The 24,691-nt window shown below is 43.1% G+C and carries 25 protein-coding genes; 5 read left to right on the top strand and 20 right to left on the bottom strand.

The genetic code is table 11. The annotated features are described in order from the left end of the window. Positions 1-121: 121 nt before the first annotated feature. From I2C87_RS08030 to I2C87_RS07990, 9 genes are all read right to left on the bottom strand, one after another. Positions 122-1,480 (bottom strand): sensor histidine kinase, encoded by a 1,359-nt coding sequence (locus tag I2C87_RS08030; protein WP_195324529.1) that lies wholly within the window; start codon positions 1,478-1,480, stop codon positions 122-124. Beyond that, positions 1,452-2,126 (bottom strand): response regulator transcription factor, encoded by a 675-nt coding sequence (locus I2C87_RS08025; RefSeq protein WP_003006182.1) that lies wholly within the window; start codon positions 2,124-2,126, stop codon positions 1,452-1,454. The genes I2C87_RS08030 and I2C87_RS08025 overlap by 29 nt, the downstream gene beginning before the upstream one ends. 89 nt (positions 2,127-2,215) lie before the next feature. Next, positions 2,216-2,785, bottom strand: a complete 570-nt coding sequence (locus tag I2C87_RS08020) for a PepSY domain-containing protein (protein ID WP_195324527.1) — start codon at positions 2,783-2,785, stop codon at positions 2,216-2,218. A gap of 178 nt (positions 2,786-2,963) precedes the next feature. Beyond that, the gene (locus I2C87_RS08015) at positions 2,964-3,296 is read right to left on the bottom strand and encodes a hypothetical protein (RefSeq protein WP_006596736.1); all 333 of its coding nucleotides are present in this window, start codon (positions 3,294-3,296) and stop codon (positions 2,964-2,966) included. Between the two features lie 27 nt (positions 3,297-3,323). Next, positions 3,324-4,022, bottom strand: coding sequence for a 3-oxoacyl-ACP reductase (locus I2C87_RS08010; RefSeq protein WP_195324517.1), 699 nt, complete (start codon positions 4,020-4,022; stop codon positions 3,324-3,326). After that, the gene (locus I2C87_RS08005) at positions 4,015-4,251 is read right to left on the bottom strand and encodes a DUF2829 domain-containing protein (RefSeq protein WP_049509136.1); all 237 of its coding nucleotides are present in this window, start codon (positions 4,249-4,251) and stop codon (positions 4,015-4,017) included. The genes I2C87_RS08010 and I2C87_RS08005 overlap by 8 nt, the downstream gene beginning before the upstream one ends. A gap of 102 nt (positions 4,252-4,353) precedes the next feature. Next, on the bottom strand, positions 4,354-5,184 hold the full coding sequence (locus tag I2C87_RS08000; RefSeq protein WP_195324515.1) for a hypothetical protein: 831 nt from the start codon (positions 5,182-5,184) through the stop codon (positions 4,354-4,356). After that, positions 5,181-5,981: a hypothetical protein gene (locus I2C87_RS07995; RefSeq protein ID WP_195324513.1), complete on the bottom strand. Its 801-nt coding sequence runs from the start codon at positions 5,979-5,981 to the stop codon at positions 5,181-5,183. Before I2C87_RS07995 ends, I2C87_RS08000 begins: the two co-directional genes overlap by 4 nt. Then, entirely contained in the window at positions 5,978-6,304 is a 327-nt protein-coding gene (locus I2C87_RS07990; protein WP_129822283.1) for a PadR family transcriptional regulator, read from the bottom strand. Before I2C87_RS07990 ends, I2C87_RS07995 begins: the two co-directional genes overlap by 4 nt. 235 nt (positions 6,305-6,539) lie before the next feature. Here I2C87_RS07990 and I2C87_RS07985 point away from each other — a divergent pair, with 235 nt between their 5' ends. Further along, positions 6,540-8,504, top strand: coding sequence for a peptide ABC transporter substrate-binding protein (locus I2C87_RS07985; protein WP_195324511.1), 1,965 nt, complete (start codon positions 6,540-6,542; stop codon positions 8,502-8,504). A gap of 322 nt (positions 8,505-8,826) precedes the next feature. Here the strand turns inward: I2C87_RS07985 and I2C87_RS07980 are convergent, their stop codons facing one another. From I2C87_RS07980 to I2C87_RS07970, 3 genes are all read right to left on the bottom strand, one after another. After that, positions 8,827-10,818: an FtsX-like permease family protein gene (locus tag I2C87_RS07980; protein WP_195324509.1), complete on the bottom strand. Its 1,992-nt coding sequence runs from the start codon at positions 10,816-10,818 to the stop codon at positions 8,827-8,829. Next, entirely contained in the window at positions 10,811-11,578 is a 768-nt protein-coding gene (locus I2C87_RS07975; protein ID WP_195324507.1) for an ABC transporter ATP-binding protein, read from the bottom strand. Before I2C87_RS07975 ends, I2C87_RS07980 begins: the two co-directional genes overlap by 8 nt. A 176-nt stretch (positions 11,579-11,754) precedes the next feature. Next, positions 11,755-12,012 carry a SemiSWEET family transporter gene (locus tag I2C87_RS07970; protein WP_003006102.1) on the bottom strand — a complete coding sequence of 86 codons (258 nt, stop codon included), beginning with the start codon at positions 12,010-12,012 and terminating at the stop codon, positions 11,755-11,757. A gap of 279 nt (positions 12,013-12,291) precedes the next feature. Between I2C87_RS07970 and I2C87_RS07965 the strand changes: the two genes are divergently transcribed. After that, positions 12,292-12,555 (top strand): SemiSWEET family transporter, encoded by a 264-nt coding sequence (locus tag I2C87_RS07965; protein WP_003012241.1) that lies wholly within the window; start codon positions 12,292-12,294, stop codon positions 12,553-12,555. A gap of 363 nt (positions 12,556-12,918) precedes the next feature. On the opposite strand, the gene I2C87_RS07960 is transcribed toward I2C87_RS07965, so the two are convergent. From I2C87_RS07960 to I2C87_RS07945, 5 genes are all read right to left on the bottom strand, one after another. Then, complete coding sequence (locus tag I2C87_RS07960; protein ID WP_195324505.1) at positions 12,919-14,904, bottom strand: FtsX-like permease family protein; 1,986 nt, start codon at positions 14,902-14,904, stop codon at positions 12,919-12,921. Then, positions 14,905-15,663 carry an ABC transporter ATP-binding protein gene (locus I2C87_RS07955; protein ID WP_023026492.1) on the bottom strand — a complete coding sequence of 253 codons (759 nt, stop codon included), beginning with the start codon at positions 15,661-15,663 and terminating at the stop codon, positions 14,905-14,907. A gap of 15 nt (positions 15,664-15,678) precedes the next feature. Then, the gene (locus tag I2C87_RS10140) at positions 15,679-15,807 is read right to left on the bottom strand and encodes a hypothetical protein (RefSeq protein ID WP_267472003.1); all 129 of its coding nucleotides are present in this window, start codon (positions 15,805-15,807) and stop codon (positions 15,679-15,681) included. Positions 15,808-15,964: 157 nt separating this feature from the next. After that, positions 15,965-16,939: a sensor histidine kinase gene (locus tag I2C87_RS07950; RefSeq protein ID WP_195324503.1), complete on the bottom strand. Its 975-nt coding sequence runs from the start codon at positions 16,937-16,939 to the stop codon at positions 15,965-15,967. Further along, a complete protein-coding gene (locus I2C87_RS07945; protein WP_048789741.1) occupies positions 16,932-17,609 on the bottom strand; it encodes a response regulator transcription factor in 678 nt (225 codons plus the stop codon). Before I2C87_RS07945 ends, I2C87_RS07950 begins: the two co-directional genes overlap by 8 nt. A gap of 174 nt (positions 17,610-17,783) precedes the next feature. Between I2C87_RS07945 and I2C87_RS07940 the strand changes: the two genes are divergently transcribed. After that, positions 17,784-18,968 (top strand): DUF2974 domain-containing protein, encoded by a 1,185-nt coding sequence (locus I2C87_RS07940; protein WP_195324502.1) that lies wholly within the window; start codon positions 17,784-17,786, stop codon positions 18,966-18,968. Positions 18,969-19,260: 292 nt separating this feature from the next. On the opposite strand, the gene I2C87_RS07935 is transcribed toward I2C87_RS07940, so the two are convergent. Then, positions 19,261-20,529: a DUF6287 domain-containing protein gene (locus I2C87_RS07935; RefSeq protein WP_195324500.1), complete on the bottom strand. Its 1,269-nt coding sequence runs from the start codon at positions 20,527-20,529 to the stop codon at positions 19,261-19,263. A gap of 175 nt (positions 20,530-20,704) precedes the next feature. On the opposite strand from I2C87_RS07935, the gene I2C87_RS07930 reads away from it, so the two are divergent. Both I2C87_RS07930 and I2C87_RS07925 read left to right on the top strand, forming a co-directional pair. After that, entirely contained in the window at positions 20,705-21,226 is a 522-nt protein-coding gene (locus I2C87_RS07930; protein WP_195214136.1) for a DUF2975 domain-containing protein, read from the top strand. Positions 21,227-21,236: 10 nt separating this feature from the next. Continuing rightward, complete coding sequence (locus I2C87_RS07925) at positions 21,237-21,443, top strand: helix-turn-helix domain-containing protein (RefSeq protein ID WP_003006064.1); 207 nt, start codon at positions 21,237-21,239, stop codon at positions 21,441-21,443. A gap of 265 nt (positions 21,444-21,708) precedes the next feature. Here I2C87_RS07925 and metG read toward each other — a convergent pair whose 3' ends face one another. Further along, on the bottom strand, positions 21,709-23,700 hold the full coding sequence (gene metG / locus I2C87_RS07920) for a methionine--tRNA ligase (protein WP_195324497.1): 1,992 nt from the start codon (positions 23,698-23,700) through the stop codon (positions 21,709-21,711). A gap of 158 nt (positions 23,701-23,858) precedes the next feature. Next, positions 23,859-24,551, bottom strand: a complete 693-nt coding sequence (locus I2C87_RS07915) for a phosphoglycerate mutase (RefSeq protein ID WP_195324496.1) — start codon at positions 24,549-24,551, stop codon at positions 23,859-23,861. Positions 24,552-24,691 lie beyond the last annotated feature (140 nt).

Here is a 24,691-nt window from a genome sequence, read left to right as displayed (position 1 = left end):
CCCTTTCCATAAAGCTAAAACAGAAAATGAGCCTAGCGGTTTTACTAGACTCATTTTATCCTTATTATTTCACTTTATTATTTTCCCTTTTCAACCCATACTGATCGCTCAATCAACCGTCTTAGACAGAAGTCTTGTCCTGGATCTGTGGGAAAGTCACACGAAAGAGACTTCCTTTTCCTTCTTCAGAGATGATTTTCACCTCTGCTCGATGGAGGTCTGCAATGTCCTTAATAAAGGACAACCCAAGTCCGATACCACTATTGAGGCCCTTGTTCCGAGAATCCTCCACCTGATAGAAGCGATCCCAAATCTTGCTCAAATGGTCTGGCGCAATCCCAATACCATCATCCGCTACCTTGAGAACAGCACCAGCTGGACTAGCCACCAAGTGGATGGCAACCTTGGTCTTGGTAAATTTCACTGCATTGCTCAATAGATTATCCAGCATCCGAGTGACCAAAACAGCATCCCCCTGAATCCAGAGGTTCGGCTGAATGCTCACTTCAAAGGCTATGGGGCTTTCGCCCCACTTTCTTTCCTGTCCCTGACAATAATCTGACACCAGGGTTGATAGACAAACGGGTTTTAAATCCGACCACTGCAGGTGTTGGGTCTTGGATATTTCCAAGATCTGCTCGGTCATCGATTTCATTAATTTAGCCTGCCGATGAATGACCGTCAAAGATTCCTTGGTCTCCTCTAGGTTATCTGCATATTTGGAGCCAAACTCACTCTCCGAAACGATGACTGACAGAGGGGTCCGCAACTCATGGGATACATTTTGGTTGAATTGCTTTTCTTTCTCAAAAGTCGACTGAACAGAAGAAATCAAATTATTAAAGACCTTGGTAAGACGAGACGTTTCTACATAATCCTTCTGATGCTCGGTCGACACGCGCTTACTGTAGTCTCCGCTCTCTGCAATTTCCTCTGCCATTTGGGTCACCTCTCTGATCGGCAGAAAGGCCTTACGAAGGATCCGACGTCCACCCCAGGCCATCCCAAGGATGGACAGAGGAGCTAGAATGGCCAAGGAAAGAAGAAAGATACTTAATTCTCTTCCTAGACCAGAAGCAAGGCGCACGCCCCGTATCCATTTGCCCTCACTTTCATTATAGACATCAAAATAATAATAGGTTGCTTGGGAAGAGGTATACGTCGACAATTTCCCAGACTCAAAGCCAGCATTGATATCAAAGCCACTTGGCAGAGCACCCTGCTCCAACTTCATGTTTTGATTGTAGAGTGCAAAATAATTGCCGTCATCAAAGGGCTCAAATTCCTCAAGGTCTGAAGCTACTTCCATGGTCTTCTGCTCCAGTTCCCCACGTGAGCTATAGCTGGACCAGGCTCCGGAAATAATAAAAGAAGCACAAAACATAAGAACAAAGAGAAAAGAAACAAAGAGGGTATACCACAATGTCACCTTAGAAACGATGGAGGGAGACTTAGAGTCCTTCTTCATTTTTGAAAACATAGCCCATCCCCCTTTTTGTCTGAATAATCGATGGATTACCTAATTTTTTGCGGATATTCTTGACTAAAACATCAATGATATTAGACTCTCCAACATAATCAAAATCCCAAATATGCTCACGAATCTGTTCCCGACTTAAAACCACATTGGGATGGCGCACCAGACACTCTAGTAACTCATACTCCTTGGAAGTCAGGTCAACCAAAACACCCTTGTGTTGGATGGTCTTTTTTGCCAGGTCTAAGGAATAGTCACCAAATTGGACCAGGTTGGTCAAGTTTTCTCGATTATTTCGTCTCAGCATGACGCGAATCCGAGCCAGTAATTCATCAAATTCAAAGGGTTTGACCAAGTAGTCGTCTGCACCAGCATCCAGTCCTGTTACCTTGTCTTCTAGGCTATCTTTAGCCGTTAGCATCAGAACTGGGGTCTTAATCTGATGATTTCTCAAGTAGCTCAATACCCCCAAACCATCTAGCTGCGGCATCATAATATCTGAAATAATCACGTCATACTGGGACACACGAATGTAGTCCAAGGCCTCCTGACCATCATAGGCCGCATCAACACTATACTGCTGGGTTTTCAGTAATTTAACGATGCTACGATTCAAATCTACTTCGTCTTCAATCACTAATACTTTCATAGCCACTTACTCCAAATTTCTTCCCTTATTATACCATGCTTCCATAAAAAATCTCGGCTAGGAAAAGCCTAGTCGAGATCTTACTCTAGTTAATCGTGATCCAGCTCCACATCTTCTTCCAATACGGTACCTGTATTGGCATCTAACTCTAACTCAATTTTTTGATTGCCTTCTCGCAAGCTAACGCTATAGACAAGTTTACCATCTTCTACATCTAACTCTACTTTTTCGATACTAGCATTCGAATATTTTGATTTCAGCTGGCTCTCTACCTTAGCCAAGTCCAACTGAACACTTGCTGCGATTAATTGCTGATCTTCACGATCCTGACTCAGATCCTTAGTTTTTGACTTCAAGATAGCACCAGACTGGCCATCGATCTTATATTCTTTTTCATTTTTTCCATCCAAGATGGTCACTTCATACACTGCTTTTCCATGTTTTTCTTCTTGCTCGTAGCCAATCACTTTTCCACCCTTAGCTTCTTTCAGAGCTTTTTCTTGAGCTTGTGCAAGGGTGACAGATGCAGTCACTGTTGAAGAAGTAGTCTTTTTACTTGTTCCAGTATTGGCAAAGGCTACTACAGAGCCTAGAGCGGCAGTTGATAGAGAGAAGATTGCGAGACTTGCAACGGCTTTTTGTTTAATTGATTTTTTCATGTTAGTTTCCAACTTTCTTTTTTTCTTATCAAGTTCTTCTTGATGATTCTATTTTATCTAAGAAAGATGAATCCAAAATGAATGAGAAAAGATTTTTTAAAAAATTTTTTAAAAAAGACTGAGTAAATCGACTAGCTATTTGCAACTCGATTTCTCAGTCTCCTTTCTATGTTCTATCTTACTCCTCCTGCAAGATCTGATTAATAAAGTCTGCAATTGATTCAGCTACCTTTTGCATTTCGAGAGAACCTAGCGCACCTAGATCATTTTCATAAATGCTATCGTCCCCATTCTTTTTGAGGAAATAGGCCAGATCCCCATCTTGACCGATCATAAAGAAATCTGGTTCATCCTCATCAATCTGGTAGGTTTGATTGCGTTCGGTAAGATCCTCTTTAGCATAGAGACAAATACCCGTCTCACCAATGTCATAACCTGGCTGATCCCCTAAGTCATCAAGAAATACCTGATATCCTTTCGGCAAGGAAAAACCAAAATCATATTCGTGCATGCTTTAACCTCCTGCTTTCTCAGTTCTCTATTTCAAACTCCAGCCACCATCAATGGTCAGGATTTGTCCCTGCATGGCAGAGGCCTTCCCCCTGGCCAAAAAGAGACTGACTTCTGCCACTTCTTCTGGCTCTATCCAGCGTTTAATAGGGGTCTCGCTAGCCACCCAGTCTGCTAAGCCTCCTGGTTCAAAGTCCGCTGCAGTCATGCCTGTTTTGACGGCTCCAGGAGCAATGCCAAAGACTTGAATGCCAGATTCTGCATAATCTAGAGCCAACTGCTTGGTAAAGCCTGCTAGGGCATGCTTAGAAGAGGTATAAGCGTGACCACCACCTCCCGCTAGACTAGATGCAATGGAGCACATGTTGATGATAATACCTTGTTTCTTCTCCAACATCTGAGTCAGATAATGCCGTGTCAGCTCTACCGGAGTCACATAGTTGATCTCAAAGATCTCCTGAATCTCCTGAGCGCTTTGCTCAAGGAGCGGTTTGTAATCATCCAATACTCCCGCTGTATTGCACAAGACATCGACCTCTGGACACCAGTCAAAAATCGGCGTCAAATCAAGAGTTAAGTCCCGCTTCAAGAAGTGAAAATCACCCGACAAATGGGGATCCGCTCCCTGGTCCACTCCATAGACCTGGTAGCCCTTTTCAAGAAAGAGGCGAGCTTGAGCCAGACCAATCCCGGAACTCACGCCCGTGATCAATACACGTCTAGTCATGGACTTCCACCCAATCTGTCGCTAGGACGTCACAAGGAGTTGGACTCCACATAGAGAACCCTTCCCCTTCACCAGAGACGTTAATGAGGAAATAAGGGGTCACTTCCAGAGCCACTCCATTTTGCTCGATGGTGTCAAAAAGTTGCACATAGTTCTCAGTTCCGCCCCAACCAGTACGTACATATTTCTTTTTTGCCTTTAGTCCAGGCAAGATTTCTTCAAATGTCATGATCTTCTCCTTTGATTCATACTCCCTTTCATTATAACAAAAATCAAGCTTGCTCGTTGTTTTTCAATTGCAAAAAGGAGGAGCTTCCTCCCCCTTTTCACGCTATTCACCATTTTCTGTCTTGTTCTTTTTCAAAGCGCGAATCGTAAACCAATAGTAAATCATCAATCCTACAGCAATAATCACCGTGGGCAGAATGATGGTCATGCTAGAATTCTGAATCCCTTGGGCCAAAGTCCAACGATGCAAAAATCCCACTATTAAGAAGGATAGAATAGGAAAGATGAAGGCACGAGCAAATTCTTCTTTCCACTGCCAGAGGATAAGCCCTGCACTAGCCCCTGTCATCAGGAAGGCATCCCATGGACTAGGTACCGTCAACCAAGCTAGAGTTGGTAAGAAACGGACCCCTACTATTTCACTGATGAAATAGATCCCAAGAACGAGAACGACTGCCACATAAATTGCTTTTTTTGACTTTTCTTCTGCAAAAATAAGGCGACGTTGGAGATAAAATAGTAACCCAACAGCTAAAAGTCCCAAAATACTATCTGTTAGATAGACCAAGGGCTTGAGAACCAGGACTGCTTGCGAGGCAAACTCACTTAAGAGGCGATAAAAAATCACAATTCCCGAGACAATCGCCCCATACTTCAAAACAGACCGCGTGGATTCTTTAGGCATGTTCTCGATGATTTGGTCTGCCATTCCCTTGGGATCCTGTCCAAAATAGTCCCTGGCCGTCAATCCATCACCGCTTGCTTGCGAAAAATCTAGCGCTAGATTATAGACCTGCTCTCTTAATACTTTCTCCTCATATAAGAAACCGGCAAAATTGAAATAATCCCAGAGATCTTGGAAATAAGCTTGGTCCTCTTGGCTAAAGGTTTGAACCAAAGACTGCGTTTCTTCATAATAAATAGCTGATGTCATGATGTTTCCCCCTTTCTTTGGAGACGAAATACAATGAAGGACAAGACCAGTCCTATCAGAGGGAGTAGGCAGCGTAATAAATTAGCAGTTCCTGGATTCACAAAGCGAACACAGCATCCAGTTACAAAGAAAGTCACTCCCATGACCAGTAGGCTAACAGCAAGCCGTCCCTGATTTCTATAGGTCATGATCGTAAATCCAAGAAGAACCAGAAAAGCCAGAACAATCGCCCAACCATTTGGCAAAAGGATACTTCGATTCAGACTCAAATGGTCAGAAAATACGCGCTCTATCCTAGGAGACAGGATCAAACTAATCACACTGATGATAAGAGCCCAAGGCCACTTGATTTCCCCATAGCTCTGCTTGGACCAAAGCCATATCATAAATTGACTGTACACAAAGAAAATAAGTAGATCTAGCAGGTATGTTAAGGGAGCAATCACCAGTGGCAGCATCCAGGCAAAATCCATTACAAACCGCATGCCAACGAAAATCGTTCCAAGAATCAAGAATAACCCCACATAAGAACCTAGTCTGCGTCTAGGTAACTCCGAGAGAACTTGGTCCATCATGGCCCTTGGATCCTTTCCGTAGTAGTCCATCGCACCAATCCCGTCTCGCTCAGCAACCTTTAAATCGCAAACCATATTGTAGAGCTGTTCACCCAGTAGCTCATCATCATAAAAATAGGACTTCACTCCAATATAAGCTATCATTTTTTTCATATAAGCTTGATTGTCCTTATTTAGGTGCATCAATTCGGCTGACATTTTTTCTGTATAATCTTCGATCATGCTTCCCCCTCCTTTTTCACGCGTTCTACTTTAATGACCAGATCCTGCCACTGGTTCCAAAATTCCTCTAAGCGCTCTCTTCCTTCCATGGTTAGAGAGAAATATTTGCGATCAGGTCCATCCGGAGAGGGCCTCATCTCTCCTACGATGACTCCCTGCTTCTCTAGTTTCTGAAGCAAGGGATAAATGGTCCCCGCAACGATCTTATCGAAGCCGGTTTCCTTGAGACTTTGGATCAATTCATAGCCATAAATAGATTTTTTTGAAATAATTTCTAAAACACAACCTTCCAGGACACCCTTGAGCAATTGCGACTCTTTCATCCTGCTCCCCCTTTCTATACCGCCTCTTTTTGGCTAGTTTGTTTTACATACTAGTCCTTTCACTATTAGTATACTCCTCCTTAACTAGTTTGTAAAGCATAATAGTTAAAAATACTGCATGAAACTTGATAAATCCGAGCATTATGACTAAATATACAATTAATTTCAAAAAAAATTTGCTTTTTACCGGAAAAGGTGTATAATAATACAAAATCTTTATTAAAGGAGATAAGTGATGAAAAAATCTAAACTAGCTTTCCTTGCAGGTGTCACGGTTGCTTCAGCCCTGTTCCTTGCTTCTTGTGGATCATCTGCAAAGTCTTCTCAGACAAACACTTTTTCATACGTGTATAGCACTGATCCAGACTCTTTGAACTACCTCCTTTCAAACCGTTCAACAACAAGTGATGTCACAACTAACTTAGTAGATGGACTTTTTGAAAACGACCAATACGGTAACTTGGTCCCTGCTTTAGCAGAAGATTGGTCTGTTTCTAAGGATGGATTGACTTATACTTACAAACTTCGTAAAGATGCAAAATGGTATGACTCAGAAGGGAACGAATATGCAGACGTCACTGCACAGGACTTCGTCACTTCTCTGAAATACGTAGCGGACAACAAGTCAGATGCCCTCTACTTGGTTCAAAACTCAGTAGCCGGCCTGGATGACTATGTCACTGGTAAAAATACGGACTTCTCTAAAGTTGGAGTAAAAGCCGTTGACGACCATACCCTTCAATACACCTTGGCTCAACCTGAGTCTTTCTGGAATTCTAAATTGACAACTTCGACCATGATGCCCGTCAATGAAAAATTCCTCAAGTCTGCAGGTAAAGACTTTGGTAGCGTCAAACCTTCTGGAATCCTCTACAACGGTCCTTACTACTTGAAATCCTTCACTTCAAAATCGTTAATGGAGTTCACTAAGAACGAGAACTACTACGACAAAGACAATGTGAAGATCGATGATATCAAATTGACCTACTTCGATGGTTCTGACCAAGACTACCTAGCTCGTAACTTTTCTGATGGAAACTTGACCACTGCGCGTCTCTTCCCAACGAGCTCAACCTTCAGTACCATTGAGAAAAAATTCAAGGACAATATCGTTTATTCACCGCAAGATGCGACTGTCTACTATGTCTACTTCAACGTAAACCGTCAAAACTACGGTCATACTGAGAAGACAACAGACGACCAGAAGAACCAAACCAAAACAGCTCTTCAAAACAAAAACTTCCGTCAAGCCATCAACTTTTCCCTTGATCGTACTTCTCTAAGTGCCCAATCAAACGGGAAAGATGGGGCTAGCAAAACCCTTCGTACGCTTCTTGTACCTCCAACATTTGTGCAAGTAGACAACAAAGACTTCGGTACTGTTGTTGAAGAAAAACTTGCTGCAACAGGAGATGATTGGAAGGATGTCAGCCTAGCTGATGCACAAGATAGCATGTTCAATGCGGACAAGGCTAAAGCACAATTTGCTAAAGCCAAAGAAGAGCTCCAAGCACAAGGTGTCCAATTCCCAATCCACATCGACTATGTGGTTGACCAGTCTTCTGCTAGCATTGTGCAACAAGCTGATTCAATGAAAGACTCCATCGAAAAAACATTAGGAAAAGAAAATGTTGTCGTGGATGTTCAGAAATTGTCTACGGAAGATGCGGACAATGCAACCTACTTCGCTCAAAGTCCTGATCAAAAAGACTTTGATATGGATATCGCTGGTTGGGGACCTGACTTCCAAGATCCATCAACTTACTTGGATATCTTCAATCCAGTCGATGGTTCAGCTTTAGCAGGAATGGGAATCAACCCAGCAACTGACCAAGCCCTTATCGAAAAACTTGGTTTGAACGAGTACAAACAACTATTGGATGATGCCAATGCAGAACAATTGGATACCAAAACTCGTTATGAAAAATATGCTGTTGCTCAAGCTTGGTTGACAGACAATGCCTTTGCACTTCCTGTCTACTCTAAAGGTGCTGTTCCTTCTATCACGAAGATTAAACCATTTACAAAAGCCTTCTCCTTGATCGGTATCAAAGACGGTTCTAGTTACTACAAGTACATGGAACTACAAAGTGATACAGTCACAACTGCCGATTACGACAAAGCTTATAAGAATTGGTTGAAGGAAAAAGAAGAATCCAATAAAAAAGCGCAAGAAGAACTTGCAAAACACGTCAAATAATCACGATAAAAACACCGGGGATGTAATCCTCGGTGTTTTAAAATGTAGACAACTTGTTCCTTTATATAGAACAAGTTAGGAACACATAAATAATTAAGATAATACATCCAATTAGCTCATTCAAGCATACACTGAAACTTTCCGCCGTGAGAAAAGTGCTAGAAACATTCTTGTTTCTAGCACTCGGGAGTTTTGAAACGTTAGGTTCAAAACTAAGTCATGGAACTTCCTAGAAGTTCGCTGATGTCCGTACTCACCTAAGGAAAGTTTCAAGGTGAGCTTTATCTACACCTATTTTCCTAAGCTTCCATCTTATCGAATGCTATCTCACGACAATCTTCCGATAACTTCTAGAAGTCAGAAGAAAGACTAGGATATAAGAGATGAAAAAGACAGCGCAGATAGAAAGAGTTGTTTGAAGGACCAAGCCCGCATTGGTCGCTCCTAAGATGGCTACGATCTTTGCAATCATCTTGTAGGCTACTCCTAGGTATAGGAAGGAGAAGAATAATGGAAGGAAAAAGACGGTGAGAATCTGTTTGCGAATGGTGGTGCCGGTTTGTTTTTGGTCCAATCCTACTTGTTGCAAGATCACAAAATTATCCCGATCCTCATGACCCTCTGAAATCTGTTTGTAGTAAATGACAAGTACTGTAGCTAATAGAAAGATGACTGATAGGAAAATCCCAATAAAGAGGAGAGTCCCTGCTGTTTCACGCCACTCTTTCTCTATGCTGTATCGTTCATATCCACCAAAATAAGTCGCACCATATTGACTCATTTTGTCTGTCGAATACAGCTCTTTGGTCACGTCACCAGTAAAATCTTTGTTGTCTTTATTTTTGGCATTAATAGAGAATTCTAAATTCTTATCAACTTTTAGACCCAGTTGGTTCAAATCAGGGAGGACAAGGTACAAGCCCATTTGGTGTTGAAACAGGGCGTTTTGTGGGATCTTCCCTTGGATAAAATTGGAATCTAGTTTTTGTTTAATCGTGAAGGTCTTCCCATTGATTTCTAACTGCGAGTCTAATCTTCCTGGATACTGATACCCATAAGCTAAGATTTCATTTTCTCCAAGCTCAACTTTTTGACCCGTCAGTTGCTCGTAAGTCGCCTGATCAAAAAAGTAGACTGTTCCCTCTGTCTTCATCTCCTGACCAGCTTGTTCATACACCTCTAAGCTCCTTCCATCAATCTTTCGAATTTCAGCCGACCAGTATGTTGTCTGTGCCACCTGATAATCTGATAGATTTGTCGCATCGGCTGTTTTCTTAATTTGGGCTTGAACATCCTTGATAACCGGTTCTGTCTCAGCATCTGAAGGCATATGCCCCACACTAATCATGTAATCCGAAGGGTAAACAGTATCTAGGTAATTCTGCCCTCCAATAAAGATATTGAGCGACCCGGTTAAGGTGACCAAGACCATGGTGGATAGAATACTAATCGTCGCGAGGCCCGCTGCATTTTTTCGCATCCGAGCTATTAAGTTGGAGACAGATATAAAATTCTCTGGCTTGTAATAATAGGATTTCCGACCTTTGAGAAATCTTAAGAAGGTAATGGATCCTGCGTTGAATAAGAGATAAGTCGCTAGAATGACCAAGATGACGGCAATAAAGAATCCTTGGACAGCCGCAACCGGACGCTCAACGGTTAGCGCTATATAAAAAGCAATTCCTAAGAGCCCTAGTCCTAACAGAGTTTGAACCAGCAAGAAGCGTCCCTTCTTCTCCCCTGCCTTTTTCTGTTGCATGAGGTGGAGGGAACTGTAGCGCAAGAGGCGGAAAGAATTCAACAAAAGAATGAGGCCAAAAGCTAAGGCTAACCCAAGTAAAGTGTTAAGAACAGCCTCTATCTGGAAGGTTGATTGAATGACGACTGGTAGACCCATACATTTTAGGAGCAAGGCGAAAATCAAGCGATCAAACAAGAGTCCCAAGCCCAGTCCTACTCCAACTGTGAGAACATAGAAGGAGAGCAATTCCCATAAGGTCATGACGAGAAGGTGCTTCTTCTCCATTCCCAGAACACTGTACAGTCCCAGTTCTTTGGAACGATTTTTCATGACATAGCCATTGGCATAAGCCACTAAAATGATGACGACTAATTGGACAACGAAACTACCAAAACCAAGAACAGTTCTCGCCGCTCCCCCTCCGTAAGAATCCTCTAAATGAGGGGTCGATGACAAGGCGATAAAACTATAAAGGATCATGGTCGTTAAAATAACAGCCAAGGCAAAGGGATAATAGAGCTTGCGATTTTGTTTGAGGTTGGAAAGAGCTAATTTACTTGTTAATTTAAACATCACGATCCTCCTTTCCCGCCATGACCGTCAGGGTATCTGAGATTTCTTGGAACATCTGACGCTCTGTCTTTTCTCCGCGGAAGATCTGGTTGTAGAGAATCCCGTCCTTGATGAAGAGCACGCGCTTGGCTCGAGCTGCCGCTGCGGTTGAGTGGGTCACCATGAGAATGGTTTGCCCTATGGTATTGATATCTTCAAAGACATCTAGCAAAGCTGCAGAAGACTTGGAATCCAGCGCCCCTGTTGGCTCATCGGCCAAGAGGATTTCAGGTGAGGTGATGATGGCCCGTGCTACGGCCACCCGTTGTTTTTGCCCACCAGAGATTTCGTAGGGATATTTTTCAAGCAGTTGGTGAATGCCCAACTCTCGACTGACGCTATCGACCTTGCTCATCATTTCCTTGACTGGTCTACGAGAAAGGACGAGAGGCAAGAGGATATTGTCCTTGACAGACAAGGTATCGAGCAGGTTGAAGTCTTGAAAAACAAAGCCTAGTTTTTCCCGACGGAAGCTGGACGCATCCTTGTTTTTGATGGTCGAGGTGTCCATGCCATTGAGGTAGACCCGCCCTTCGGTCGGCTGGTCCAGCATGGCCAGGATATTGAGGAGGGTCGATTTCCCAGATCCTGATTCCCCCATGATGGCGACGTATTCACCCTTCTCAACGGTGAAGTGAATGTCCTTTAAGGCTTCAACCTGGGTTCCTTGAAAGCGGGTTTTATATATTTTTTTCACATGTTGTACATCTAATAAGGCCATTTTCATTCTCCATTTCCATCCGGTTATATGATTGACATCCATAAAACTTTTTTACACCTCTATTGTAACGATTTGGAGAGAGTTCTACAATAAGCTAACCTTTCATTTTTAGCCTGATTTCTTACATTTCTGTAAGGTATTAAAAAACTAGCTTCCTTGCGGGAGCTAGTTCCTTCTTATAAAGCTGTGATGGCTGTGATCAAACCAAAGATGATCCCTGGTGCATTGGCTGCAGCAAGTGGGATATCGCGTTCTTTTTTAAAGAGTCCGTAATAGACCCAAAGGCTACAGTTGATAGCGGCAACTAAAGGTTGAACAAAGTTTCCTTTGTGACCAGCGAGGTTATCCATGATTTGTGGGAAGTAAGACACATACATCATCACAGACATAAAGGTCGCAACCCAACCAAGAATTTTCATTTGTTTTTCATTCATATTCAAAATACCTTTCATTTTTTAAGTACGCACTATTCTAGCGCTTGCCCTCTTAAAATTCAAGTGCTTTTTTCAAATGTTACTGAACTGTAAAGTGTCACAATCTTGTGATTTTGCAGGAAGATGGATTTCTCTTCGAGAGAGTCTTCTCTCTAGTAATTATTTTAGACACTTTGTCTAATTTTTTTGCAAATATAATCATTTTCATCTTGAATAGCATGCAAATTAATTGCATTATCTTCCTATTTATGCTATTTTGATACACAGAGGTAAAATTTTATGAATAAACAAAAAATCAACCAAATCGTTGGCTCGATCGGTGCCTTTATTGGGATTATCGTTTTCATTGCCTACATCCCACAAATTATTGCTAATTTACAGGGAAACAAGGCCCAACCTTTCCAACCCTTGTCAGCTGCTATTTCTTGCTTGATCTGGGTCATTTATGGTTGGACAAAGGAACCTAAAAAAGACTGGATTTTGATCATTCCGAATTCGGCAGGTGTCATCCTAGGAGGATTGACTTTCCTTACATCACTTTAATAGAAAGCGAACAAAGACTGAACTCGACTGGTTCAGTCTTTTTTATATCCCTTTGAAAAGCAAAAACAATCGCTGTCGATTTTCACACAAAAGCCCGCCATGAGCGAGCTTAAAAAGTTGACAATTTTTACTTTGAATAACCTAATCTGGACTATTGTGCAAAAATATCCAAATGATTTCTAATTATTATTTAGAGTATATTGAAACTTTCTGCTGTGAGAAAAGTGCCTGAAATAATCATGTTTCAGGCACTCGGAATTATTGAGACCTTAGGCTCAATAATTAGTCATGGAACTTCTTCGAAGTTCGCTGACGTCCGTACTCACCTAAGGAAAGTTTCTAATTTAATTTGAGTTTCTTTTCCTAAATCTGCACAATCTTACGATAACTCCGAGAGGTGATCCAAAAGACGATCAGGTAGGTGATAAGAAAGACAGCACAGACACTGAGGGTGACGACGAGGACTTGGCCACTATTAATCACGCCAAGGGCTTTGAGGATCAGGCGGATCATATGGTAGGCAAAGGCCAGGTGGACAAAGGCAAAGATGAGGGGAAGGAAGAAGACGGTCCGCACTTGACGGTTGATGGTCCGTTTGACCTCATCTTCATCAAGTCCCACCTGTTGGAGGATGACAAAGCGGTCACGGTCTTCATAGCCTTCTGAAATTTGCTTGTAGTAGATAACGATGACTGTTCCGACCATAAAGATCAATGACAAGAAAATACCGATAAAGAAGATGCCACCAAAGAGGCTATTCATTTCTCTCACATTATATGCTCGATTGCCTCCATAGACAAATGTTCCTTGGCCCTGTTGGCTGCTCAATTCATCGATCATCTTGTCATAGCTAGCTGCCAGCTTGAGTTGCTGGTCTTCGTCAACATTGACATTGAAACCACCATAGATTTGGGTAACGACAGCAAGGTTCGGAAACTTGGCAACAAAGGCTGAAAGGTCAGGTACGATCAGGTAATTGAAATCCTCCGTCAGCATGTTAAAGATGTTTGGGACATGATCCGTGATAAAATCCTTGGTCACTTCTTCCTTGATTTGGAAGTCTTGCCCATTGATGGTGAACTGTTTCTGCCCTGTCAGAGCCTGGTTATGGGCAAAGAGAACGACTTGGTTGCCGGCCAGATCAACGTGTTCTCCGGTCATTTGCTCATAGCTAGCTGCATCAAAGACCAGAAAGACTGTCCGCGGTCTGACATCGCGTTCATCATCAGGATAGACCGTGAAGTCTGTGCCCTTTTGTGATTCGACCCCAAAGGTGGCATAGTTCACCAGGTCACGATTTTTGATCTCAAGATGATGCTCAGAAGCAAATTCATCAAACTTCTGGTTGATTTGCTCCAGGTCCACCCCTTTTCCTTGAATGGAGAAATCATGTGGATTCATGATTTTCTTGATCATTTCGCCACCGACATAGATGTTGGTGGCAGCAGAGATCGTCACCAGCACCATGGTCGAGAGGATGGCAATGGTCGCAAGGCCCACCGCATTTTTCTTCATGCGATAGATAAGGTTAGAGACCGAGATCATGTTGTTGGGTTGGTAATAATAGTTCTTCTTTTTCTTAAGAAGATGCAAGAAGACGGTGATCCCCGCATTAAAGAGTAAGTAGGTCCCGATCATAACCAAGACAACGGCTAGAAAGAAGATCAAAATCGCAGACATGGGGTCTTTGACTGACAAAGCCAGGTAGTAGCCAAAACCGAGAGAGGCTAAGCCCAGGATGGTTTGGGGCCACAAGAAGCGGGCTTTCTTTTCACCACTAGCCTTCTCACGCGTCAACTGCAGGGCATTCAAACGGAGAATGCGCCAAGCGTTGAGAAAGACCAAGAGGCCAAAGATGAGACCAAAGGTGACAAAGACCAAGACCACAATCCCAGGTTGGAAGGTAGATACTAGCTGGACCTTCATCTTCATGAGTTTCAAGAGAAAGGCAAAGATCAGCTTGTCAAAGAGGGCTCCAATCAAGACTCCGGCTGAGATGGTCAAAAAGCCAAAAAGCAAGAGTTCCTTGAAGATCATGCTGATAAGATGGCGTTTCTCAAGACCGAGCATGCTGTAGATTCCCAGCTCCTTGGAGCGGTTCTTCATGACGAAGCTATTGGCATAGAGCACGATGATAGCTCCTGCGACATTGACCACGAAGAACCCCAAGCTGAGAGTGAACACTATGGAAGAGCCCCCTCGAAGCTCATGAATGTGAGGATTAAAGGTCAGGGAGTCAAAGAGGTAAGCGATGGTCACTGCAAGAATGACCGCAATCGCAAAGGGATAATAGAGCTTGCGGTTCTTGATGAGATTGGAGCAAGCTAATTTAGTGGTTAAGCGAAACATCTACTCCACCTCACTTGCCATGACCGTCAAGGTATCCGAGATTTCTTGGAACATCTGACGCTCCGTCTTTTCCCCACGGAAGATCTGGTTGTAAAGGATCCCATCCTTGATAAAGAGCACGCGCTTGGCCCTCGCTGCCGCTGCGGTTGAGTGGGTCACCATGAGAATAGTTTGCCCCATGGTATTGATATCTTCAAAGACGTCTAGCAAAGCAGCCGAGGACTTAGAATCTAGCGCCCCTGTTGGCTCATCGGCCAGTAGGATTTCTGGCGAGGTGATGATGGCCCGTGCTACGGCTACCCGTTGTTTTTGACCACCAGAGATTTCGTAAGGGTATTTTTCAAGCAGTTGGTGAATACCCAACTCCCGACTGACGCTATCGACCTTGCTCATCATTTCCTTGACAGGTCTACGAGAGAGGACCAGTGGCAAGAGGATATTGTCCTTGACCGATAAGGTATCGAGCAGGTTGAAGTCTTGAAAGACAAAGCCAAGTTTTTCCCGACGGAAGCTGGAGGCATCCTTGTTCTTGATGGTTGAGGTGTCTATGCTATTTAGATAGACCCGTCCTTCCGTCGGCTGGTCCAGCATAGCTAGGATATTGAGAAGGGTCGATTTACCGGATCCTGATTCCCCCATGATAGCGACGTATTCACCCTTCTCAACGGTGAAGTGGATATCTTTTAAGGCTTCAACCTGCGTTCCTTGGAAGCGGGTTTTGTAGATCTTTTTGATATGTTGAACGTCTAGTAATGACATGTTTTTCTCCTTTTACTAGTAGATCAAGAAAAATTCTTGGGTTTGTTGTAGGACTTGGCGACCAAATTCTACCTTTTCCAGATCAGTTTGGTTATTTGGTTTCTTAATCTTTTTGGGTTGTTTCATCCATTTCAAGAGTTTCATTTTCTTGACCTCCTTTATTTGATGAGACTATTGTATAAAAAATAAAAGGTGGTCACCATAACCTAACCTTTCATTTTTAAAATCTAACCTTACATTTTTGTCATTTTCAAATAAAAGAGAAGCTTAGGGAGAGAATCATTAGTATAGGCGAGTTCCCCTAATCCATCACCAATTTCTTCTCCTCAAAACGTATGGCAACAGTCGTCCCTTGGCCAACTTGTGAGGTCATTTGGAGTTGGTGCCCTAGCTGATCGGCAATCTTTTTAGACAGATAGAGGCCTAGTCCCGAAGATTGCTGGGTCAAATGCCCATTGTAGCCGGAGAATCCCCGCTCAAAGACACGGAGTATGTCGCTATCCTTGATTCCAATCCCACTATCTTTCATATAAAGCGTCTGGTCTTTGAAATAGATCTCAATCCCGCCAGTGCTGGTATACTTGAGGCTATTAGACAGCAATTGCTCGATGATGACCAAGAGCCACTTGCGATCGGTAATGACGGCGACATCTAAGTCATGCAGATCCACCATCAAGCCCTTTTGGATGAAGAAAATAGCATACTTTCGTACGACTTCTTTGACCAAGTCCTCTAGCGACACGCGCTTCAAAACCAGATCATCGTGAAAGCTTTCGAGTCTCAGATACTGGAGGACCACATTGGCATAGGAGTCAATCTTAAAGAGCTCCTGCTCCATTTGCTTTCTCAGATCACTGTCTTCTATATTTTGAACCAAGAGTTGGCTGGCCGCAATGGGCGTCTTAATCTGGTGGACCCAGAGGGTATAGTAATCCATCAGATCATTGTAGGTCTCTATGCTCACTGTGGTCTGCTCCCGCTGGGCTTGCTGACTGGCTGCTAGCTTTTGACTCAAGACCTTTTCTAGAGGGGTCTCAGCTACCCCCTCCCCATAGAGCACTTCCTTCCGATAGGCCTGATACTTAGCCACTGCATCCCAAATGATCAGAAGCAGACTCAAAAAAGCCAAAATCCCTGTCAGGTAAAGGAGAAAATGGCGGTAGCCTTCGAATATATAGGCAAACAAGACCAGGGATGAAAGGAGTAAACCGATCAAATAGAGATAGCGGCGATGAGAAATCAGATAGTGTTTAACAAATAAGAATCGATTATCCATTGCTCAACCCGTATCCTATCCCTTTTTTCGTTTCGATAAAATGTTCCAGTCCTGCTTCTTCAAGTTTCTTCCGAAGTCTAGCTACATTGACCGAAAGGGTATTGTCATCAATAAAGAAATCACTGTTCCACAATTCCTTCATCAGGTCATCCCGAGCCACTACACTCCCAGCTTTTTCAAACAGGATACGAAGAATCTGAAATTCATTCTTGGTCAGATTGACTACCTCTCCCTCGTAGACCAGATCCATGGATTTGAGATTGAGGATAGCACCCCGGTGTTCTAACAAATCTTGATCAGTCCCAAACTCATAAGAGCGGCGAAGGAGGCCCTGGATTTTTGCCAGGAGGACATTGGGATCAAAAGGCTTGGTCACATAGTCATCTCCTCCCATGTTGATGGCCATGACGATGTCCATGGCTTGATCACGTGAGGATAAAAACATGATCGGCACTTTGGACACCTTGCGGATCTCCTGGCACCAATGATAGCCATTATAAAGAGGAAGGCCAATATCCATCAGAATCAAGTGAGGATTGGTCTGGACAAAGGTGCCCAGTACATCCATAAAATCATCAACTGCAATGACTTCAAAGCCCCACTGCTCCATGATGATCTTCACTTGTTGGCGAATGGTTTCATCATCTTCGACAAGAAGAATTTTATGCATGCTCTTTCCTGCTCTTTCTTACTAGAATGTTACCCTTTCATTATATCAAATTATCCAAGGAGCATACATATTTTTCGACAGCATAGCATAGTGGTCATTTATTTCCTATTTTTACTAAGGGGCTTTTCAGGTATTTTATGCTATACTGAACATACAGATACAAAGGAGAATCCCATGTCCACGATTTTTGATTATCTAGACCATGTCACCTATGATTCCATCTATGATCGCCCCTTTAAGGAAGTCGATGTCCTGGCACTGACGGAGCTGACCTATCTTCCTTTTGATCGGATCGTGCCCCAAGGAGATGCGACCAATATTGAAGTCCGCTTGTCTGATGCGGCGGAGCTGGTCGATCGAACTACCAATTTCATCGTAACGGATCAACACTTGCAGTTAGTCGATAGCTTGGCCACATCGAAACGCTTTAAGAATATCAAACTGCTCAACTATGTCGATGAATATGACTTTGATGTTCAGAAACAGTTTGCGGCCATGACTTATCGTCTCACCATGGATGTTTATTTGGTTGTCTTCAGAGGGACGGATGATACCTTGATTGGTTGGAAGGAAGACTTCCACATGACCTACATGGACCATATCCCAGCTCAGAGACGTGCAGCCAGCTACCTACAACATGTCATGAAGGAGTTCCCAAAAGGACACTTCATGGTAGCCGGACACTCCAAAGGGGGCAATCTCGCAGCCTACGCCTGCTCCTACCTTCCTGATCAGCTGTTCAAACAAGTCGATGCCATCTACTGTTACGACGCTCCAGGTCTCAACAAGTCCATTATCAAAACAGAGGGCTACCAACGAATCGCACACCTCATTCATCGCTATGTCCCACAAGGATCTATCGTCGGCATGATGCTGGAAGTTCCTGAGCCTGCTACGATCGTCAAAAGTCGAGCTTTTGGTGGCTTTGCCCAGCATGACGCCTTTACTTGGATGGTTGAAAAGGATGGATTTGTGACACTGGATCAAACTAGTCCCGATAGCCAGCAGATGGACCAAACCTTAAAACAGTGGGTACAAGAAGTGCCTGACAGCCAACTCAAGAAATTTTTCGATACCTTCTTTGGCCTCTTCTTGGATGCAGGCGTTACTTCGATTAATGATTTGATGAACTTGAAAAATTTCTCCAAGATCAAAGATATCTTTCAAAACACTCAGGACCTAGACCCCACCGAGCGAGAAATGTTGGAACGTCTTGCCAAGCAACTCATCGACACCCGTGTCCAAGCATGGAAAAAATGGCAAACAGTCCCCCGTATCCTAGTTCAAATGGCTGCATTTTTCAAGCGCAAACAAGCAGTCGAAACCACCTCCCCACTGCTCCTTGAGCATAAAGAGTGAGTTTAAAGAGACAGGTTGAAGTATGAAATAATCAGCTCCTTCAGCACTTAGTGATAAACAATTGAAGCAAAACAAAAACCCAGGAAATTGAATTTCCTGGGTTTTAAATGTAGACATACTATCGCTTTACATAAAACAGCTGGATGATTTTCAAAAAATGACTTTTATTTTTTAGTCATTTAAGAAGATGAAAAACTTTCCGCCGTGAGAAAAGTGCCTGAAACAAAGTTGTTTCAGGCATTCGGGAGTTTTGAACCTAAGGAAAGTTTTAAAAATGACTTTTTCTTCAATCTTATTGACGATAGAAGTATTGATCCGCTGGATAGTTCCCAGCTGATTGGGTAACAACCAAGCGAGGTTTGCTCTTATCTGATTGGTCTCCATCAGGATTTTCAAAACCAATCTTAAAGAGGCCAACTGCCACTCCTGTTTCTCCCACACGTAGATCTACATAAGGGACTTTACTTGTCTTATCCGAGTTCGGCACTGCTTTTAATCTTCCTTGGCCCTTTACAGTTCCATCTTCTTGGATGACCATCTCCTGGCCTTTAGCATTGCGCCATGTCCCTGCCAGACTTGAGAAGTCTCCACTATTGATGGCCGCAATATCAAGGTCTGCGTCCTTCTTAGGCTCTGGATAAGCTTCCCACCATTTGTCTTGGTAGGCTTGGAAGGAGGCTTGATGGTAGAAGATGCGTCTCAAAGGCGACACGACACCATCAGGACCTTGAATATTTTCAGGAATCAAGGTGACAACCAATTCCTGACCAGGAGTTTCTCCATTTGTACCAGCTTGGACAAAATAAACCTGATAGGTCGATCCAGCTTTCTTCGGTTTCTTATCTTTATTAAGGACAAATTGGACATTGCTAGCTCCACTCCAGAAGCTCCATCCCTTATCCTGATCAGAGTAGATAGAAGGGAAGATAGTAGTCCGGTGATTGTAATAATCTTCTGGACTATAGCCATACAACTTAAAGCCAGAATCTGCGATCTGCTTTTCAATCGATTCATTGGAGTAACTTCCTGAGAAGGTTGTCAAATCCCCATCCAATACCTCATCATCTGGATTCGTCGACTTGAAGAAATCCTTCCGATTGGCAAAGACCATCTCATGATCGGGGTCTTTATCTGACATGGTTACCGTAATGAGAGGATCTTTTTCTGCTTTGTATTTAAAGATACGCACAGTGACGGTAAAATCAGTATTCCCGTCAGACTTTTTCATCTGACTAGTAGAAACTTTATTGGCACCTTCTACTTTGAAATCCGTTGAGAAAGTTGCTGATATAGGACCATCTTCTGTCTCGTAATCAATCTTCCAAGATTTCCCATCTTTTTTAATCTTGGCCTTATCACGCGCACTAGAGACATATTCGCCAGACAGATCGATGGCTTTTTCCTTAGATGAAGATGAGGTCTTCGAAGTCTGTTTGAACTCTTTTTGATGATCCGGTTGAATATTGGAGCTAGAGTAGAGATAGACTCCTCCGATTAGAACCACTGCACTCACAAAAGCGATGATCATCCAAAGATATTTCTTATCTAACTTTTTGATCATTTCAACACCTCCTTGAAATGGTAGTTACCTAATAGTATACCTTAAATTCTATTTAAAGTAAATTTTGACTGAAATTCATAAATTATTTATCGTTATTCGATACTTTTTTATTGACTTATTTTTTATAAGGAGTATACTATAAGTGAAAAATAAAAAAACTTTAAGGAGGCTTGCGATGAAAAACTCAAAAACCTTAAAAAATGTCATTGAAGTCTTAACGGCTTTCATTTACTTCTGTGGCTTTATGACCCTGGCTGCACTGGTCGTCCACCTGCTTTCCCGGATGGGAGTGTTTAAGGATCTCATTCAATCTGGACGTTTGTCCTTTGAGGTAAATGGCATCCAGCTCTTCCCCAAACATCTGCAACCCCTCTGGCAGTTGCTCTTCCCACTAGCCTCAAGCGCTATCTATATTTACCTTCTCATCACCATTCGCAGCTTCCTCAAAAATCTCTACCAAGAAAAGATCTTTTCTCATTCCAACATTGATCTTTGCAACCGAGCTTGGAAGATTCTCTTGGTCTTGTCTTTTATGTCTGGCACACTTGAAACCAGTGGCGATGCTTATCTCCTTCCCTTCACTTTCAAATTTACCTTTAACACAGGGCTTCTCCTTGCTGTCCCAATTGTCTGGGTCCTTGGCAAGATTTTAGAGAGAGGGATTGAAATCGCCGAAGAAAATGAGCTAACCATTTAAGGAGGGTGCCATGATTATCGTCAATCTAGATGTCATGCTGGCCAAGCGCAAAATGAAATCCAACGAGCTAGCCGACAAAATCGGCATCACCACCGCTAACCTCTCCATTCTCAAGACAGGCAAGGCCAAAGCCATTCGCTTCACCACCCTTGAAGCCATCTGCAAAGAACTCGACTGCCAGCCTGGAGATATCCTGGAATACCGGCCTGATGAATAGAAACTATATTCGGAGACTTTCCTTAGGTGAGGACGGACGGTAGCGAATCCCTTTGGGATTCCATACTAAGATTTGAGCCTTCTGTCTCAAATCTTCCGAGAGTCTGAAACGATAACGTTTCAGACTCTTTTCTCACTGCGGAAGTCTCCATTAACATTCATTGCTAATAGGACTCATCTACCATCCTTGTAAAACTCAATGACGGGAACCATTTCGTCACAACAAAAGCCCTCCCTTCCAGGAGAGCTTCTTCTTTGTCTATCGTTTAACCAATGATGCTTCCATTTGGAACAGATGGATCAACGGTTAGGACTGTTAATTGATCCCCGTGTTCTGCGGAAAGAATCATGCCTTGACTGACATATTTCTTCATCATCTTCCGTGGTTTGAGGTTGGCCACGATTTGGAGTTTCTTGCCGACCAATTCTTGTTCATTTGGATAGAATTTCGCGATACCAGAGAGGATTTGACGGTCTTCGCCATCTCCTGAATCTAGGCGGAAGCGAAGCAATTTATCGGATCCTTCGACGCGCTCCACTTCTTTGACTTCTGCTACACGGATTTCAACCTTATCAAAGTCTTCAAATTTGATCTCATCTTTTTCAGACTTGAGTTCCACTTCTTCTGGAATCCATTCTTTTTCTTGTGGTTTTCCAGCAGTCATTTGAGATTGGATGTAGGCAATTTCTTCTTCCATATCGAGACGTGGGAAGATTGGAGTTCCTTTGGCAACCACTGTGACATTTTCAGGGAAGCCTGCTAGAGTCAAGTTTTCAAGATCGAAGTCCAAGCCCAAGCCAAGTTGCTCCATGATGGCATTTGAGGTGTTCATCATGAATGGTTGGATCAAATGAGCCACGACACGAAGGCTAGCTGCCAAGTGCGCCATGACCGCTGCCAATTGTTCCTTGTCACCATCTTCTTTGGCAAGGACCCAAGGAGCTGTCTCGTCGATGTATTTGTTGGTACGAGAGATGATGTTCCATACGGCTTCTAAAGCGCGTGGGTAATCAACCGCGTTCATTTGCTTGTGGTATTCAGCGATGTTTTCTTCAACCACCTTAGCCAAATCTGCATCAAATGTATTGATGTTTTCGACATAAGCTGGAACTTGACCACCAAAGTACTTGTTGATCATGGCTACCGTCCGGTTGAGGAGGTTTCCAAGGTCATTGGCCAATTCATAGTTGATGCGGCCTACATAGTCTTCTGGAGTGAAGGTCCCGTCTGAACCAACAGGAAGGCTACGCATGAGGTAGTAGCGAAGTGGATCTAAACCATAGCGCTCAACCAACATCTCTGGGTAGATGACATTTCCTTTAGACTTAGACATCTTACCGTCTTTCATGACAAACCAACCATGGGCAATCAAACGTTCTGGCAACTTGATATCGAGCATCATGAGAAGGATTGGCCAGTAGATGGAGTGGAAACGAAGGATGTCTTTTCCGACCATGTGGAAGACTGTTCCGTTCCAGAACTTGTCAAAGTTGCCATGCTGCTCTTGATCATAACCAAGAGCTGTCACATAGTTGAGCAGGGCGTCAAACCAAACGTAGACCACGTGTTTTGGATTGGATGGTACTGGAACTCCCCAAGTAAAGGTGGTCCGAGATACCGCTAAATCTTCCAAACCGGGTTCGATAAAGTTTTTCAATATTTCATTGAGACGACCATCCGGCGTGATGAAATCCGGTTGGGATTTGAAAAATTCCACCAAGCGGTCTTGGTATTTGCTGAGGCGAAGGAAATAAGATTCTTCAGAAACCCATTCTACTTCATGGCCTGATGGGGCTACCCCACCGATGACCTTGCCATTCTCATCACGGTAAACCTCAGCCAATTGGCTTTCTGTAAAGAACTCTTCATCAGAGACTGAATACCAACCAGAGTATTCACCCAGGTAGATGTCATCTTGAGCCAGCAAGCGTTCGAAGACTTGGGCCACCACTTTTTCATGGTAGTCGTCTGTCGTACGGATGAATTTATCGTATGAGATATCGAGTAATTGCCAGAGTTCCTTCACTCCAACCGCCATCCCATCCACATAAGCTTGCGGCGTGATGCCAGCTTCTTCTGCTTTTTGCTGGATCTTTTGACCATGCTCGTCGAGACCAGTCAGGTAGAAAACATCGTAGTTCATCATGCGTTTGTAACGCGCCAAGACGTCACATGCGATCGTTGTATAAGCTGAACCAATATGCAATTTACCAGATGGGTAATAGATAGGGGTTGTGATGTAGAATGATTTTGTCATGTTTCTTTTCCTTTCAGGGCTAATGGAACCCAATTTAGTAACACTCTATTATAACACTTTTAAAGAGTGCTGAAAACCAAAAAACAGCTAGCTCTGCGACGGACAAGCAAAAAAGCTGACTTAAGTCAGCTTTTTTATGGATAACAAATTATGTTATCTTATTTACCAAGATAGTATTCATCAACTACGTTCAATTTTTCGTCAAATTCGAATACCAATGGTGGGAAGTTAGGAATTTCCACATCCATGATTTCGTCGTCTGACAAACCTTTGATGTGTTTTACAAGGGCACGGATTGAGTTACCGTGTGCACCTACGAATACGTTTTTACCATCTTTAAGAGCTGGAGCGATTTTATCTTCCCAGAATGGAAGAGCGCGTTCCAACGTCACTTTCAAGTTTTCAGCATCTGGAATCACTGAGTCGTCAAGTGAAGCGTAACGACGGTCAGTGTGTGCTGAGTGCTCATCATCGCGATCCATGTTTGGAGGCAATACATCGTATGAACGACGCCAGATGTGAACTTGCTCATCACCAAATTGTTCAGCAGCTTCAGCTTTGTTTTTACCAGTCAAACCACCGTAGTGACGTTCGTTCAAGCGCCATGATTTTTCAACTGGAACCCACAATTGGTCAGAAGCTTCAAGAGCCAAGTTAGTTGTTTTGATCGCACGTTTCAATACTGAAGTGTAAGCTTGGTCAAATTCGATACCAGCTTCTTTGATCAATTTACCAGCGTCGATCGCTTGTTGTGTACCTTTTTCAGACAAATCAACATCAGCCCAACCAGTGAAAAGGTTAGCTTTGTTCCATTCAGACTCACCGTGGCGAGCAAAAACCAATTTTACCATTAGATGGATCTCCTTTTATTTTCCGAGGTTACCCTCGTTTATCTATTCTATTCTACTAGATTTTGAGGGAAAAATCTAGTCTTAACAGAGCTAGATCGAAGATTTCGTGAAAATTTTATCAATTCTTTTTCATGGACATT

The organism is Streptococcus sp. 1001283B150225_161107_H12 (assembly GCF_015552665.1).
Lineage (GTDB): Bacteria > Bacillota > Bacilli > Lactobacillales > Streptococcaceae > Streptococcus.
This window is presented reverse-complemented; position numbering and strand designations above follow the sequence as displayed.